This is a genomic window from Corynebacterium sp. AOP40-4SA-5, from assembly GCF_052377355.1.
Classification (GTDB): Bacteria; Actinomycetota; Actinomycetes; order Mycobacteriales; family Mycobacteriaceae; genus Corynebacterium.
This window is the reverse complement of sequence record NZ_JBQSWS010000029.1, coordinates 16,101-29,718: the sequence shown is the minus strand read 5'-3', so window position 1 is coordinate 29,718 and position 13,618 is coordinate 16,101. Positions and strand designations below refer to the sequence as shown.

Sequence of the window (13,618 nt, the reverse complement as noted above, 5' to 3'; positions counted from 1 at the left end):
CAGCAGTGAAAGAGCAAACTAAACTCTTCCCCGGAGTCACCCCCTTCAAGACTCCGAAGCCCGAGCGCCTGTTGGAGCGCGTCCTCCACATCGCGACCAACCCCGGTGACATCGTCCTCGACGTCTTCGCCGGCTCCGGTACCACCGCGGCGGTCGCCCAGAAGATGGGCCGCCGGTGGGTGACCTGTGAGCTGCAGGAGGACAACTTCACCCAGTTCACCCGCCCCCGCCTGGAGAAAGTCGTCCGCGGCGAGGACCACGGTGGCATCACCACGTCCAAGGGAGAGCGGGTCCCAGCCGCCGGCACAGACCTCCCCGAGGGCATGAGTGCTGAGGACGCCCAGAAGTTCACCTCCCTGCTCAACAAGCTCGTCCGCGACGATGATGACCTGAAAAAGTGCCCCCAGGTCAAGGCGCTGAAGGCACTGTCCAAGACCACGAAGACTCCCGATACCGTCAACTGGCGCGGCGGTGGCGGATTCACCGTCGCACGTCTGTCCCCGGAATGCTTCGACTACGACGAGACGCTCGGGCTCACGTTGCTCACCGACGCAGCAACCGGCGACACCCTGATCAACTCCGTGGCCGCGAACCTTAACTTCCACCACACCCCGGATGACCCGGTGTTCCACGGCATCCGAGGCTGTATGCGCCTGGTTGTCGTCGAGGGGACTCTGCTGACCAGCCGCGTCGATGAACTGCTCGCCGAGCTGGCCGACGGTGAACTGCTCACCATCGCCACCACCGAACCCGACGAGGCGATCCGCAGTCACCTGCGCCAGGTCAAGCGCGGCTGTCGCATGGTCCACATCCCCGACGACATTTTCCACCCCACCACCGCCGCCGGCCTGCTCGCCGACGACACCGTCCAGGAGGCCTGATCTGATGAACCAGTCCCACAACAAGCCTCTCGACCTGGTCCATGACGAAGGTCTCGTCAACGCCGTCGCCACCCAGTTCGACCTGCGTAATCCCAACCGGGCTGCCTTGGATGCCACCGTCGCCCGCATTGCCGGTGGCGAGTTCGACCCGCAGAATCCTCTGGTGCTCAACCTCGCTACCGGCGTGGGAAAGACCTACGTCATGGGTGCGCTGATTGAGTACCTGCGGCAGTGCGGACACTATAACGTCATGGTCGTCACCCCAGGCCTGGTGATCCAGTCCAAGACGGTCGCCAACTTCGCCCGCAACAACCGAAAGTACATCGGCGGCTTCGATGTTCCGCCGCGGGTCTATACCCCTGACAACACCCGAGGGGCCACGAAGAACCGGAGCCAGGAGACCCTGCCGGACAGCTTCACCGGCTCTGACGTGTTCGTCTTCAACGTCCAGAACCTCCTGGCGCCGAAGAAATCCGACCAGGACACCCTCGGCACCACCATGGAGGCCCGGCGGGCGAAGGTCCGCCGGTTCAGCGAGACCGACGGCAACGTCTACGAGTACCTCCAGTCCCTCGACGACCTGGTGATCATCGCCGACGAGTCCCACCTCTACGGCAGCGACGCCAAGGCGTTCAACGCCGCGCTGAAGGAGCTGGACCCGGCGGTCACCATCGGACTGACCGCATCCGCCGAGCCCGGCGACGACATCGTCTTCCGGTACCCGCTGTACCAGGCGATCACCGACCGCTACGTCAAGCGCCCGGTGATCGTGTGCCGGGCCACCGACTACTCCGAATACGCCGACGCCGAAGAACGCCAGCTGCGCGACGGTCTCGCCGTGCTGCGGGCCAAGGCCGCGGAGTACCTGAAGTACACCCGCAACAACCCCACGGTGACTCCGGTCCGCCCGGTGATGCTGGTGACCTGCTCCGACATCGACCACGCCAGCGAGGTCGCCTCCCTTCTCTCAGGACCCGGCTACGTCGGTGATCGCACGCGGGTCCTGCAGGTCGACTCCCAACATGACGACGAGGACACCCGCCGCCGGCTCGACGCCATCGACACCCCGGACTCCACCGTCGAGGCCGTGGTGTCGGTCGGCAAGCTGCGCGAGGGCTGGGACGCCCGCAACGTTGCGGTGATCGTCTCGCTGCGTGCCATGGCCTCTGAGGTGTTGACCCAGCAGACCATGGGCCGCGGCCTGCGACTGCCGTTCAAGGCATACACCGGCGTGGAGACCATCGACCAGCTCGACATCATCGCCCACAAGTCCTACGTGAATTACCTTAAAAGCGAAGACGCACTGAAGGTGTTCGGTATCGAGCAGGGCGCCGCGCCGGCTCCCGCCGGCGACGGAGACCACATGACAGGCGGGACTGTAGAGGTCGAGGTCCCAGTGACCCCGGGTACGAACGAGACCGTCCCCGTGCCGTTTGTCGGCCCGACTGGCGGCACGGGAAGCACTCCTGACGACACTCAGCCGGCCACCGGCGGTGACGTTCCCGGGAAGACCTTGACGGGAACCATTCAGCCGGTCGAGCCCCGGTCTGTCATTGGCATCAACGAACTCGATGATGGCGAGGAGGTGCCAGAGCCGGAGGAAGTTCCGGAACCAGTCACCGTCGAGATCAACGAGAAGTTCTCCGACGCGACATTCCTGTTTCCTTCGTCCACCATGGGAACCCACGTGGACCCCTTCTCCCTGTCGGCGGTCACCGACGACCAGGTGCGAGAGGCCATGGCGAAGGTATCGGTCGAGGGAGTGCAGTTGGACCGGCGGAAAGTGGAGACTAATGACGGGAAGATCCGTCTGGCCCCCACCACACGCGCAACAGGTGGTGCAGATGTCGTAGACGACGACTTCGTCAACCGGGTGCTTGCCCAGGAGGCTGTCGGAACCCGTACGTTCACGCCCACCGAGAGGAACATGAGGATCCTGAACGCGCGGATCCTCATCCCGTTCCTCGGATTGGTCGGTCGTGAGCCGTGGACGGAAAAGGCCCTGGAAAGCGCTCGCAAAGAAATCCAGGTGCTTCTTAAGTCCGCGAAGAAGGATTTCGTGGGAAGCAATACGAGGCTGGTGCCCGAGATCAGTCCGGTCAAGCTGCCTGTGGTCTCTTCGTTCACGTTGCCGGTCGGAGTGGAGCTCCTCCCCGTCGTGGAGCCTGATGACCTGTTGGGTACGTTTACCAGGCAAGGCCACTACGGCCCGTGGGAGAACAACAGCCTGTTCAACGCTGCTCAGTTCGACTCCCTGAGCGCGGAGTACAAGCTGGCCTACATGCTGAACTTCGATCCCGAGGTCCAGTGGTGGAAGCGGCTGTACCCGGGTGACAAGGCACGTTTCGCCTGGTCCGGCGGCGACCGGTACTACAACCCCGACTTCGTGGTCCGGGACAACGACGGCAACTACTGGATCATCGAGGCGAAGGCAACGTCGAAGATCGACGACACCGAGGTCCAGGAGAAACGTCGGGTCGCCGAAGCTGTGATGCGTGAGATCACCGGTGACGACCGTTTCCCGCAGCAGTGGGGCTATGTCCTGGCTTCGGAGACGGACATCGAGGCTGTGGACTCATGGCAGGGGCTGCTCGGCAGGACGGCCCCGGTCTGGTCGTAGTCCCCGTATCGGACAACGACCCTCACCATCACCGGTGAGGGTCGTTGTTCTGTCTTGTGGTTGCACACGTCGATAACTCGAACAGGCTGTCGAGTTCAGGTCAGTCACGGTCCGCCCGTCGACTAGAATCTGTACCAACAGTATCGACAACGGGTTCGATACGAGAGATCCCAGGGAAAACATTGCACGACTATCTCGTAGCCATCTTCGGCGGCGTGAGCTCCGGCCTCATTGTGGCACTGGTGCTGGCCATCTTCCGGATCATGGACAAACCGCCGTTCGAGGCCACCGCCGGACCAGATAGCACTGTAACCATCATCAACAACCGACTCCGCCCTGCCGTGATCGGCGGAACGTGGATGATGTGTGAGGGATCAGTCGTCTCCGAGCGCAGCCCACGCGGAGGGAATCACGGCATTCTTCTTCGCCCAAGGGTCTCGACGGTTCTGGAGCGCAGCCAGCACCTCGCACCTGGACAGACTTTCGATATGACCATCCGATACATTCCCCTCTGGCGCCACTTAAGCAGGAAGCTCCCCTCCGACCACCTGCACTGGCAGATGGACCCGACAGCTCTAGTTACCAACGGCAACGAAGACCACCAGCGAAAGTGGCACCGCTTCCCCATCATCCTGAAGTCGGCGTGACGGGGGGCAGAAGAATATGACGACGCACACTTACCCCAATAACGAGCGCCCCATCAACTTCTTCAGAGACAGATACATGTTGTGCCATCAGTGTGGACATATTTTCACCGCCAACCTGGAAATACTTGAAGCACTGGAACAAGTAGAGGAATCTTGCCCGGCCTGTGGAATCACTTGCAAGGATGAAGAATCCCCTCGGGTGACCGCAGACCCGTACGATCCAATTCTCGACCCGGAGAATGTCAATCGTTTTACATGGTATCATACCAGTACAATTCCAGACTGGCCACAAGCTAAGTTTGACCCCACATTCGATAAACCGGATTGGTTCATAGAAAACCTAAGGAACACCCTGGGTGGAGAATCGTTTAATCAATTTATTGAAGATGCAAAATCCGTTGCCCTTCATGTAGGCACTTACGAATCAGCGATTCATAATATGCTCAGACGAATTGACGAGCAGGACTCCTTTGGGAAGCCCTTCTATCTCTACCGCGTTACACTTAGAGACGATGCCGTAACCGCAGAGAAGTGTGATGCCGAGTTTAATGGAATTTTCGGCGACGTATAACTATCTGACGCATGCCCCGAAGGGATCGACACAGCACGCTATGTCAATTCCCGCGAGGATCCAGGGAGTATTTCACTCGCCCTCCGACGAAGCGCCATCGCTGCCATTCAGAGAATTGAGGTACCTTTGCCAAAGATAAATTGCACAGTTTGGCACGAATCTGCGATTGTCGCCATTCAGTCGGCAACCTACAAAGAGCCGGTGAGGGAACCAGGAAATCCATTTTGGGATTTAATTCATGCGCGCGATCCAAAAACGCCAGAAGATAAAATGAGAAGTGCCAAAGTTGACGAAGCTCGTAAGATAGGTACGAAACTATCAACTCACGTTCCATGCAATATGCGGAGACATTTCATTTCTGCACTGCGCCTTGAAGGGCGCACCGCGAATGAGTGGGCCCTTTATGCCGCCGGAATACTTGAGCTGATCGGTAACTCCGAGAATGTACTTTCCGTCCTGAACGATCAACAGCTCAGGCCAGTACTTCCCTAAGGGAAAGCGATCCGCATAGAGCCCACTCTGACCAGCGCAGAACTGGACACATACTCTAGCCAACGGCCTGTCATGTCCCTTACCCTCGGCCCATGAGCGCCGCCCCGGACCCGAACCGCATCGCCTTCATCGGCGACCTCCACGGCAAGCCCAACGCCTTCGAGCAGACCCTTGACCTCGCCGTGTCCGTCGGCGCGGCGACAATCATCCAGACCGGTGACTTCGGCTTCCACCGCCCCGCCGACCTCGAACTCCTGCAACTCAGCCTCGACGAACGCGCTCCAGACGTCGACTACCGGATCATCGACGGCAACCACGAGGACTTCACCCTCCTCACTCCCGACGCCACCGCACCCACCGCGCTGACCCGGTCGATCACCTACATGCCCCGCGGACTGCGCACCACCGTCGCCGGGATCAATATGTTGTTCCTCGGTGGGGCTACCTCCACCGACCGACAGTGGCGGACCGAGGGCGTGAACTGGTTCCCCACAGAGCACATCACCGACGCCCAGGTTACCCGCGCCATCACCGCCGCCAGCACCGGTACTGGCCCGGCGGACATCCTCGTCACCCACGAGACCGGATCTGCAGCGTTCACTGCACTGGCCCACAACAGTCCGCACGCCCAGACCAAGGAATCCGACCCGCTCAGCCAGGCCGACCGGGCCCGCATGGACCGCGTTCTCATCGCCGTGCACCCGCGAGTCCATGTGCACGGGCATCACCACACCCGCTTCGCCGCACCCCTGGACGGTGAACTGACCGGAACGCTGGACGTCGCCCTGGCCAAAGAAATTAAAGACGGCTCCGTCGTCGTACTCGACACCCACGGCGGTGGCCCGGACCAGTGGACCTGGTCGGTGCCGGTGAGCCGAACGGTCTTCACCTACAACGACGACCAGACCGAGGTCCTCGACACCCGGTTCACCATCGACATCCTCCCACTGCGCCCGTGGGCACAGGTGGAAACGCCGTGGCCCGAGCCTGCGCTGCCGGACTCCACACCTCGCCAGACCGTGGAGTCGATCACCGCGAACTACATGGCCCTGCAGCGCCAACTCGGGCACAGGTACCCGGAGGGCCACCAGCCTGACTCACAGCGTCCCCACCCCAATCCGATCCGTACGCGGCGGCTCACCCTCATGGTCCGACAGATACTGTCGGACCACCCGTAGTGGGAGGACTTCGCCGACGAATTCGCCGGCTGGCTCATCGACGACGATCTCGATGCCCTCGCCGCGCACCTGCTCGACCCGGATCCCCGCTTCGACGGTTAGCGGGACCTCAGCCCACTGCCTGACATGTGGGGCACCCCGGAGCTTCAACTGTGGGCGGCGCTGGCGGCACGACAGCACGGCCAGTGACCAGGAAACATGGTTTGACCTGCGCAGAAGTTGGCACACGATACTGGACGACACGACCGCACTACCAGTAGCGTCACCACCATGACCACCGAGCCCGAGTTCGACCCCGAGTCCACCGGCCCCCACCACGATGCCGAGGTGGCGCAGTACTTCACCGCACACCCCGACATCTTCACCACCGAGCTCACCGACGACAACACCACCGCCCGCGCCAGGTTGCTGACCGCCGAGGAAGCCGCCGCCATGCTCAACATCCCACTCCCGGCACTGAGCAGGATGCTGGAAGAAGGCCAGCTCCCGTACCTGTCACAGGGACGCCGGATCAGGATCAGGGCCGACAGTGTGCTCGCTTTCCAGGAGACCCTGCACACCCGCCGCGCCGAAGCACTGGATCGTATGCAGGCCCAGAGTCAGGCTGACGGCCTCTACGACATCCTCAACACCACCATGTACAAGGACTGACCGGCGCCCTGGCACCCCCGGTGTCCGAGGAGAGCCTCGACGCCGACTGTGTCACCGCCGGCCGGAGGAAAGCCAGCACAATCCAACCTCACCGAAACGACACTACCGGTGACCTGGAAACATCATCTGACCTGCGCAGAAGTGGACTCACAATACTGGACACCACACCAGTCGACGACCTACTCTTCCCCCATGACCGCCGACCACGTCCCCCACGCCATCGCCTTTATCGGCGACATTCACGGCAAGCCGGCCGCCTTCGAGCACACCCTGGCCACCGCGCTGAACCGCGGTGTGACCTCCATCATCCAGGTCGGTGACTTCTGGATTTACGACGAGCCGAAGGAACCGGCGAAGCTGGAGCGGATCATCACCCGGGTCTGCCGCGGTGCAGGGGTGGACCCAGATCTGGTGAACTACCGCTTCATCGACGGCAACCACGAGAACTTCGACTACCTCACCCCGGACGCCACCGACCCGGTGGTCATCTCAGAGCATGTCACTTACATGCCGCGGGGGACCCGCGCGCGGATCGCGGGGGCGGAGCTCCTGTTCTGCGGTGGGGCGAGCAGCACCGACCGCGAGTACCGCACCGAGGGGCAGTCCTGGTGGCCGGCGGAGAACATCACCGACACCCAACTCGACCGGGCCCTCACCACCGCCGATGCAGGACCGGTGGATGTGCTGGTGACCCACGAGACGATCACGGCCGCCTTCGATGAGCTGTGCGCCCTCGGTGGTCACGCCCGTGACAAGCTCGATGATCCGCCTGGGGAGGCCAACCGCGCGAAGCTGGGCCAGCTCATGGCCGCCGCACGTCCTCGGGCGCTTGTCCACGGCCACCACCACACCCGTCACGCCAGCGTCCATGACGGGGTCCAGGTCGTCTCCCTGGCCCTGGAGACCCGCGTCGGCTCCGTCGCCATCCTCGACACTGACTCGTGGACCTGGTGCGTGGCCTCGGGCAGGCGCGACACCGGTGACGACATGACCCTGTGGAACGGAGCATCAGCATGACTGTTCACCCCGAATATCCCGACCCCTGCCAGATCCCGGCCGATGTCCCCTTCGACCACGTCTGCGAGGTCTGCGGGAAGACCGCGTCGCTGACCTCGGCCCAGGCTTACGATGCCGGCTGGGACTACCCGCCGCAGATGGGCGAGTGGGGTGTGGTCTCCCCGCGTACCTGCCAGCGCTGTGGGATGGACGCCACGGTGTGGTGGGCGCTCACCACTGAGAAGAAGACCGTCGCCGACCTCACGCCGGAGCAACTGGCAACGGTAGCCAGGATCCGCGGCGAGATGCCCGAGTAAGGAGAATCCCCATGACAAACAACCCTGAAACCTCAGACCCCAACACTCCGCCTGCGGTGGAGCGGTACTTCGCCGTACACCCCGACATCTTCGACGTGGAGCTCACCGAGGGCAACACGGTCCCCCGGCGCCCGCGGTAGATGCCGCAGGCTCCGGCAGACGAGCAGCGTGCAGGCCACACCTAGCCGATGTCCATGATCCTGATGATGATGCCGTGCCCCGGCTCACGAGTGTCTTCTTGGCAGGTGTGACCCGGTAGCGTCAAGGAGCAGCAGAGCACATACGTCTAGGGCGTGTCTCCTATATTTGGAGCCATTGGAGGATGGCGTGTAGGACTGTGGCTGACCTGTAGGTGACGGCAAGCTTGTCGTACCTGGTGGCCAGACCACGCCACTGTTTGACGCTGTTGAAGGAGCGTTCCACGACGTTTCGTCCCTTGTATGCCTCTGCGTCAAAGGCGGGTGGACGGCCTCCCTTGGAGCCCTTCTTCTTCCGGGAGGCGATCTCGTTCTTCTTCTGGGGGATCACTGCCTTGACGTGGTGATCTCGAAGGTATTCACGGTTCACGCCCGACGTGTAGCCCCGGTCCGCCATGACCGTGTCGGGTGTGGTGCGGGGCCTGCCGGTGGGCCTGGGGACGTAGATGTCCTTCAAGGTGTCCTGCATCATCGCGCCGTCGTTGAGCTGGCCTCCAGTGACGACCATGGCCAAGGGACGCCCGTTGCCGTCCACGACCTGGTGGATCTTCGTGGTCAACCCCCCGCGCGAGCGTCCAATGCCGTGACCTGCAGGCTCATCCTCGCCCAGCGGAGAATTCTTGTAGTTCGATGAAGCCCCCCGTGTCCTGGTCGGGGCGCGTCGTGTTCGTGGCGTGTTGGTGGGCACGGTTGATCGTGGCGTCAATGCTGACCGTCCAATCCACTTTCCCAGCCGAATCCGCTTGGGCCACCACCTGAGAAAGGACACAATCCCACACGCCCCGCCTCGCGTAGGAGCGGTGACGCTTCCACACCGTCTGCCACGGCCCATACCTCTCACGAGGCAGGTCTCTCCAAGGAATCCCCGTCCTGTAGCGGTAGATGATCCCGTTGACGATCATCCGACTATTCGAGAACGGGCGACCCCGACGCCCACAGTTCGTTGGCAACAGGGGCTCCACACGCTCCCACTGCTCATCCGTCATCGCCTCAAACCGAGACTTCTCATTCACCCCGCCAGTATCTCGCGACCCTCACCTCACATATAGGAGACACGCCCTAGCCAGGTCATCGAAGACGATCAGTGCGGCGGGGAAGAACTCCCGCAACGCCGAACGCAGGCGCAAGACGTGGCGGGTCCGTTCCCAGATCAGGTTCTGGTGCGCGCGGGCCGCGAGCTTCACGCCTTCGGCCAGGGCCGTGTCGCCAGCGATCGGGCGGTGATGGGCCCGGTCCAGGCGGACGAGCTCTGCCAACAGGTGGGCGTCGGCCCGGTCTGACTTGGCGCCCGACATCGAGTGCCTGTCGCGGTAACGCGACGCCATCCTTGGGTTGATCGCGAACACCTCGTAGCCGGCCGCGACCAGCGACGCGACCCAGGCTCCCCGGTCGGTTTCGATCCCGACGACCACCGGCGGCCAGGCGGCTGGATCACCGTCTGGTTCGCCCAGGTGATGGGCGATCAGCTCGTGCAGTTGCGTGATCCCTGCCAGTCCTTCCGGCAGGCGTTTGCGGGCCAGGACCTTGCCGTCCTCGTCGATGATCTCGACGTCGTGGTGGTCCTCGGCCCAGTCGTCCCCGACGAACAACATGGTGTGTCTCCCCGTTCTCGACTATCCGCTCCGACAGCAGCAGTGAGGGAACTCCCAGCGATCTCATGGCCACAGTGCTCACCCAAACCCGCGGGGGCACGACATCCCAGTAGCGGTCACTGTCCCCTCACGATGGGCGGGCACACGGTCTGCCGCCAGGCCTTCCATGGCCAGATGAGAAACGCGAGTGCTGACCCGCCCATCGCTACCGGAACCAAGCCTGACACTCGACCGACAGGCCCGGTAGAACCCATGAGTTGAGGACGTTCTGATCGCGGGTAGCCCGCCCGTTCCGCTCTAGCCTCTGCGGACGAGGATGAACCCGTCCCATCCCTTTACGCCGACAGTTTGGAGCACAGTGGCGGTCAGGTCGGGATTAGCGGCGATGGCATCGACGACAGCACGGACGCCTCGAACCGAGCCATCTTGCGATGCATACCCCTACAGGGTACACCTATTCGAACCACGATCCGGCAGGGTCTATTCCCGGGGCGGGTCGGTCAGCCTCCAAGACATGCGGTGCCTGCGTCGGCGGCGGGGCCGGACGCCGGGCCCGACCGCCCCCGTCGAAGCAGAACGCCCTCCGACCCATCGGGTCGGAGGGCGTACTCGTGCCTGAGCGGTCAGGCCAATGGCTCCAGGGTGCCGAGCACCTCGTTGAAGGCCTCGGTGCTGGACGGGTGGGTCCAGATCCCGTCGCGCAGGTCGGAGACCTTGGCGCCCAGCCGGATGGCCAGGGCGACCATGTTGACCAGCTCCTGGGAGTCGATGGAGAAGATCGTCGCGCCGAGGATCTCTTGGCTGTCGGCGTCGACGAACAGCTTGAACAGGCCGTGGGTCTCGCCGACGATCTTCGGCCGGGGCATGGCGGCGATCTTCGCCACCTCCTTCTTCGCCATCAGGACGTTGCGGCCGGACTTGCGGGCCTGGGTCTCGTCCATGCCCACCATCGACAGCGGCGGGGTGATGAAGGTGGTGTTCGGCACCGCCACGCGGTCGCTGCGGCGGCGCGTGCCCTGGCCCATCACCGCGTCCCACACGATGCGGTTGTCGTCCAGCGAGACGTAGGTGAACTGCGGGCCGCCGTTGACGTCGCCCACCGCGTACACACCGGGGACGCTGGTCTGCAGCTGGTCGTCCACGACGACGAAGCCCCGCTCGTCCACCTCGATGCCGGCGGCCTCCAGGCCCAGCTCGCCGGTGACCGGCACGCGTCCGGCGGCCACCAGCACGGCCTCGGCCGCGAAATCGCCCTTGGTGGTGTGCACCACGGCGTGTGTGCCGTCGTCGTCCAGCGACGTGGGCCGGACGCCCTGCTCGATGGTGACGCCCATGTCGAGCAGGGTCTGCCTCACGGCCTCGGCCACGTCCCGGTCGACGCGGGGAAGGAGCTCCTCGCCGCGGTCGAGGATGGTGACCTTGGAGCCGAAGTGGGTGAACATGCTAGCGAACTCCAGCCCAATGAAGCCGCCGCCCACGATCACCAGCCGTTCGGGCAGCGGGTCGATGTGCTGGATGGTGGTCGAGTCGAACACCCGCGGTGAGTCGAAGCCGGGCAGGTCGACGCGGCGCGAGGTCGCACCGGTGCCGATCACCACGGTCTCGCCGGTGAGCTCCACCTGGCCCTCGGCGGTGTCGACGACGACCGTCCGCGGGCCGGTGAACCGGGCGGTGCCGTCCACCAGGGTGACGCCCGGCTTCTCCAGCATCTGGTGGTTCGCGGCGTTGAGCGTGCCGATCAGCGCGTCGCGGCCGGCGACGGCGGTGCGGAAGAACTCCTGCGGGTCGTCGGAGTCGCGACGCTCCTCGGCCGAGACGACGAGGTCCTTGGTCGGCACGCAGCCGATGTTGATGCAGGTGCCGCCGTACATCTCGGGCGAGCGCTCCACCAGCGCCACGGTCTTGCCGGCGGCCGCGAAGCGCCCCGCCAGGGTCTTGCCTGCCTTGCCCCAGCCGATCACCAGCAGGTCAACGTCCATCATAATTCTCCTTCGCGTAGGCACGCTCTCGCTCGCAACGCTCGCAATCCACGAGGTGCGGGATTTGCCGGTGGGCATCCTTCCAGCGGCGCCGCTGAGATGGAAAGCCAACTGCTGACATCGCTCTGCTGGTCGGAGCCACGGCAGGTTCAACCGGTCGTCGCAACACCGGCTTCTTCCAAGGATCGTAGTTGCTCTTCGAAGACCGAGCAATAGTCAAGACCTGTGGATCGGCGTGTCATGCGGCTTGAGCGTCACCTCCTGATTCGTGGGTGGAGGTCTGCTCGTCGTGGCCGTCTGGTCGTTCGACGAGGATGCCGTTCTTGAACGTTGCGCCGGCGCGGACGAGGGCGACGAGGTGGGGCGCGTTCACGGCGCGCCACCTCGTCTGGGCGGACTCGATGAGCTTGAAGGCCATCGCGATTCCGGCGGCTCGGGAGCCGGGTCCCTTCGTGACGCGCTGGCGCAGCCGGACGGTCGCGAACGTGGACTCGATCGGGTTGGTCGTGCGTAGGTGAACCCAGTGCTCGGCGGGGTAGTTGTAGAACTCCAGGAGGACGTCGAGGTCGTCGGCGATCTTCGCGGCGGCCTTGGGCCACTTGGTGCCGTAGTCAGCGACGAACGCCTCCGCAGCACGCTCGGCGTGGTCGCGGTTCTCGGCGTTCCAGATCTCGGCCAGCGCGGCCTTCGCGCCCGGCTGCGCGGACTTCGGCAAGGCGTTGAGGACGTTGGCGATCTTGTGGAACCAGCACCGCTGCTCGCGGGTCTGGGGCCAGACCTCGCGCAGCGCGGCCCAGAACCCGAGCGCCCCGTCGCCGACCGCGAGGACCGGAGCCCGCATCCCGCGGCGCTTGCAGCTGCGGAGCAGGTCGAGCCAGGACTCGGTGGACTCTCGGTGCCCGTCGTCGAGCGCGACCAGCTCCTTCGTGCCGTCAGCACGGACACCGACGATAACCAGCAGACACACCTTGTCCTGCTCCAGGCGGACCTTGAGGTGGATCCCGTCGACCCAGCAGTAGACGAAGTCGGTGCCGGCCAGGGACCGCTGGTTGAACGCCCTGGCTTCGTCTTGCCAGTCCCTTGGCCAGCCGTGTGATCACCGACGCCGACAGGCCGTGGCTGGTGCCGAGGAACTGCTCCAGTGCGGGGGTGAAGTCGCTGCTGGACAGGCCGTGCAGGTACAGCAGCGGCAGCACCTGCGCAACCCGCGGCGCCTTGACCGGGATCGCGCCCGCCGCGGTGGTCACCTCCCGCGGCTCGTGGAAGCCGTTGCGGACCACCAGGCGACGACCCGCCTCGTCGAGCTCGTCGGTGAACTGCTCGACGTAGGCCGCGACCTCGGCCTGCAACGCCGCCGCCAGCATCTGCCGAGCGCCGTCGCCGACGATCTCATCGAGCAGCGACCCACCGGCTGCATGGTTGGACGCCTCGACGTCTTGGACTACCTTCAACATGAGCGCACCTTCCCGAACCAGCGCGCCAACGCCGGTCCTGATC

Annotated in this window: 13 protein-coding genes and 2 pseudogenes; 10 read left to right on the top strand and 5 right to left on the bottom strand. The window is 64.0% G+C overall.

All coding sequences use genetic code 11. The features are described from left to right. The 10 genes from ACT3S3_RS13835 to ACT3S3_RS13790 form a co-directional block, all read left to right on the top strand. Window positions 1-881 (top strand): DNA methyltransferase (locus ACT3S3_RS13835; protein WP_444615070.1); only part of this gene is annotated, 881 nt, incomplete at its 5' end. Between the two features lie 4 nt (window positions 882-885). Next, the gene (locus ACT3S3_RS13830) at window positions 886-3,501 is read left to right on the top strand and encodes a DEAD/DEAH box helicase family protein (RefSeq protein ID WP_444615072.1); all 2,616 of its coding nucleotides are present in this window, start codon (window positions 886-888) and stop codon (window positions 3,499-3,501) included. A 182-nt stretch (window positions 3,502-3,683) separates the two neighbouring features. Next, window positions 3,684-4,148 (top strand): hypothetical protein, encoded by a 465-nt coding sequence (locus ACT3S3_RS13825; protein WP_444615074.1) that lies wholly within the window; start codon window positions 3,684-3,686, stop codon window positions 4,146-4,148. A gap of 199 nt (window positions 4,149-4,347) precedes the next feature. Beyond that, on the top strand, window positions 4,348-4,719 hold the full coding sequence (locus ACT3S3_RS13820) for a hypothetical protein (protein WP_444626946.1): 372 nt from the start codon (window positions 4,348-4,350) through the stop codon (window positions 4,717-4,719). A 201-nt stretch (window positions 4,720-4,920) separates the two neighbouring features. Continuing rightward, on the top strand, window positions 4,921-5,211 hold the full coding sequence (locus tag ACT3S3_RS13815; protein ID WP_444626945.1) for a hypothetical protein: 291 nt from the start codon (window positions 4,921-4,923) through the stop codon (window positions 5,209-5,211). 92 nt (window positions 5,212-5,303) lie between these two features. Next, window positions 5,304-6,389 (top strand): metallophosphoesterase family protein, encoded by a 1,086-nt coding sequence (locus ACT3S3_RS13810; RefSeq protein ID WP_444615078.1) that lies wholly within the window; start codon window positions 5,304-5,306, stop codon window positions 6,387-6,389. A gap of 270 nt (window positions 6,390-6,659) precedes the next feature. After that, window positions 6,660-7,040, top strand: a complete 381-nt coding sequence (locus ACT3S3_RS13805) for a helix-turn-helix domain-containing protein (protein ID WP_444615080.1) — start codon at window positions 6,660-6,662, stop codon at window positions 7,038-7,040. Between the two features lie 192 nt (window positions 7,041-7,232). Further along, a complete protein-coding gene (locus ACT3S3_RS13800) occupies window positions 7,233-8,057 on the top strand; it encodes a metallophosphoesterase family protein (protein ID WP_444615082.1) in 825 nt (274 codons plus the stop codon). Further along, window positions 8,054-8,353, top strand: a complete 300-nt coding sequence (locus ACT3S3_RS13795; RefSeq protein ID WP_444615084.1) for a hypothetical protein — start codon at window positions 8,054-8,056, stop codon at window positions 8,351-8,353. The genes ACT3S3_RS13800 and ACT3S3_RS13795 overlap by 4 nt, the downstream gene beginning before the upstream one ends. Window positions 8,354-8,364: 11 nt before the next feature. After that, window positions 8,365-8,493 (top strand): hypothetical protein, encoded by a 129-nt coding sequence (locus ACT3S3_RS13790; RefSeq protein WP_444615086.1) that lies wholly within the window; start codon window positions 8,365-8,367, stop codon window positions 8,491-8,493. A 160-nt stretch (window positions 8,494-8,653) separates the two neighbouring features. On the opposite strand, the gene ACT3S3_RS13785 is transcribed toward ACT3S3_RS13790, so the two are convergent. The 5 genes and pseudogenes from ACT3S3_RS13785 to ACT3S3_RS13765 all read right to left on the bottom strand — a co-directional run bounded on the left by ACT3S3_RS13785 (window position 8,654) and on the right by ACT3S3_RS13765 (window position 13,575). After that, entirely contained in the window at window positions 8,654-9,238 is a 585-nt protein-coding gene (locus ACT3S3_RS13785; protein WP_444615088.1) for an IS5 family transposase, read from the bottom strand. Continuing rightward, window positions 9,147-9,536, bottom strand: a complete 390-nt coding sequence (locus ACT3S3_RS13780) for an IS5 family transposase (RefSeq protein WP_041446267.1) — start codon at window positions 9,534-9,536, stop codon at window positions 9,147-9,149. The genes ACT3S3_RS13785 and ACT3S3_RS13780 overlap by 92 nt, the downstream gene beginning before the upstream one ends. A 78-nt stretch (window positions 9,537-9,614) precedes the next feature. Beyond that, window positions 9,615-10,142 (bottom strand): annotated as a pseudogene (locus ACT3S3_RS13775) (IS110 family transposase); the annotation flags it as partial. Between the two features lie 623 nt (window positions 10,143-10,765). Beyond that, the gene (locus ACT3S3_RS13770) at window positions 10,766-12,121 is read right to left on the bottom strand and encodes an FAD-dependent oxidoreductase (protein ID WP_036323418.1); all 1,356 of its coding nucleotides are present in this window, start codon (window positions 12,119-12,121) and stop codon (window positions 10,766-10,768) included. A gap of 238 nt (window positions 12,122-12,359) precedes the next feature. Beyond that, a pseudogene (locus tag ACT3S3_RS13765) lies at window positions 12,360-13,575 on the bottom strand (IS256 family transposase). Window positions 13,576-13,618 lie beyond the last annotated feature (43 nt).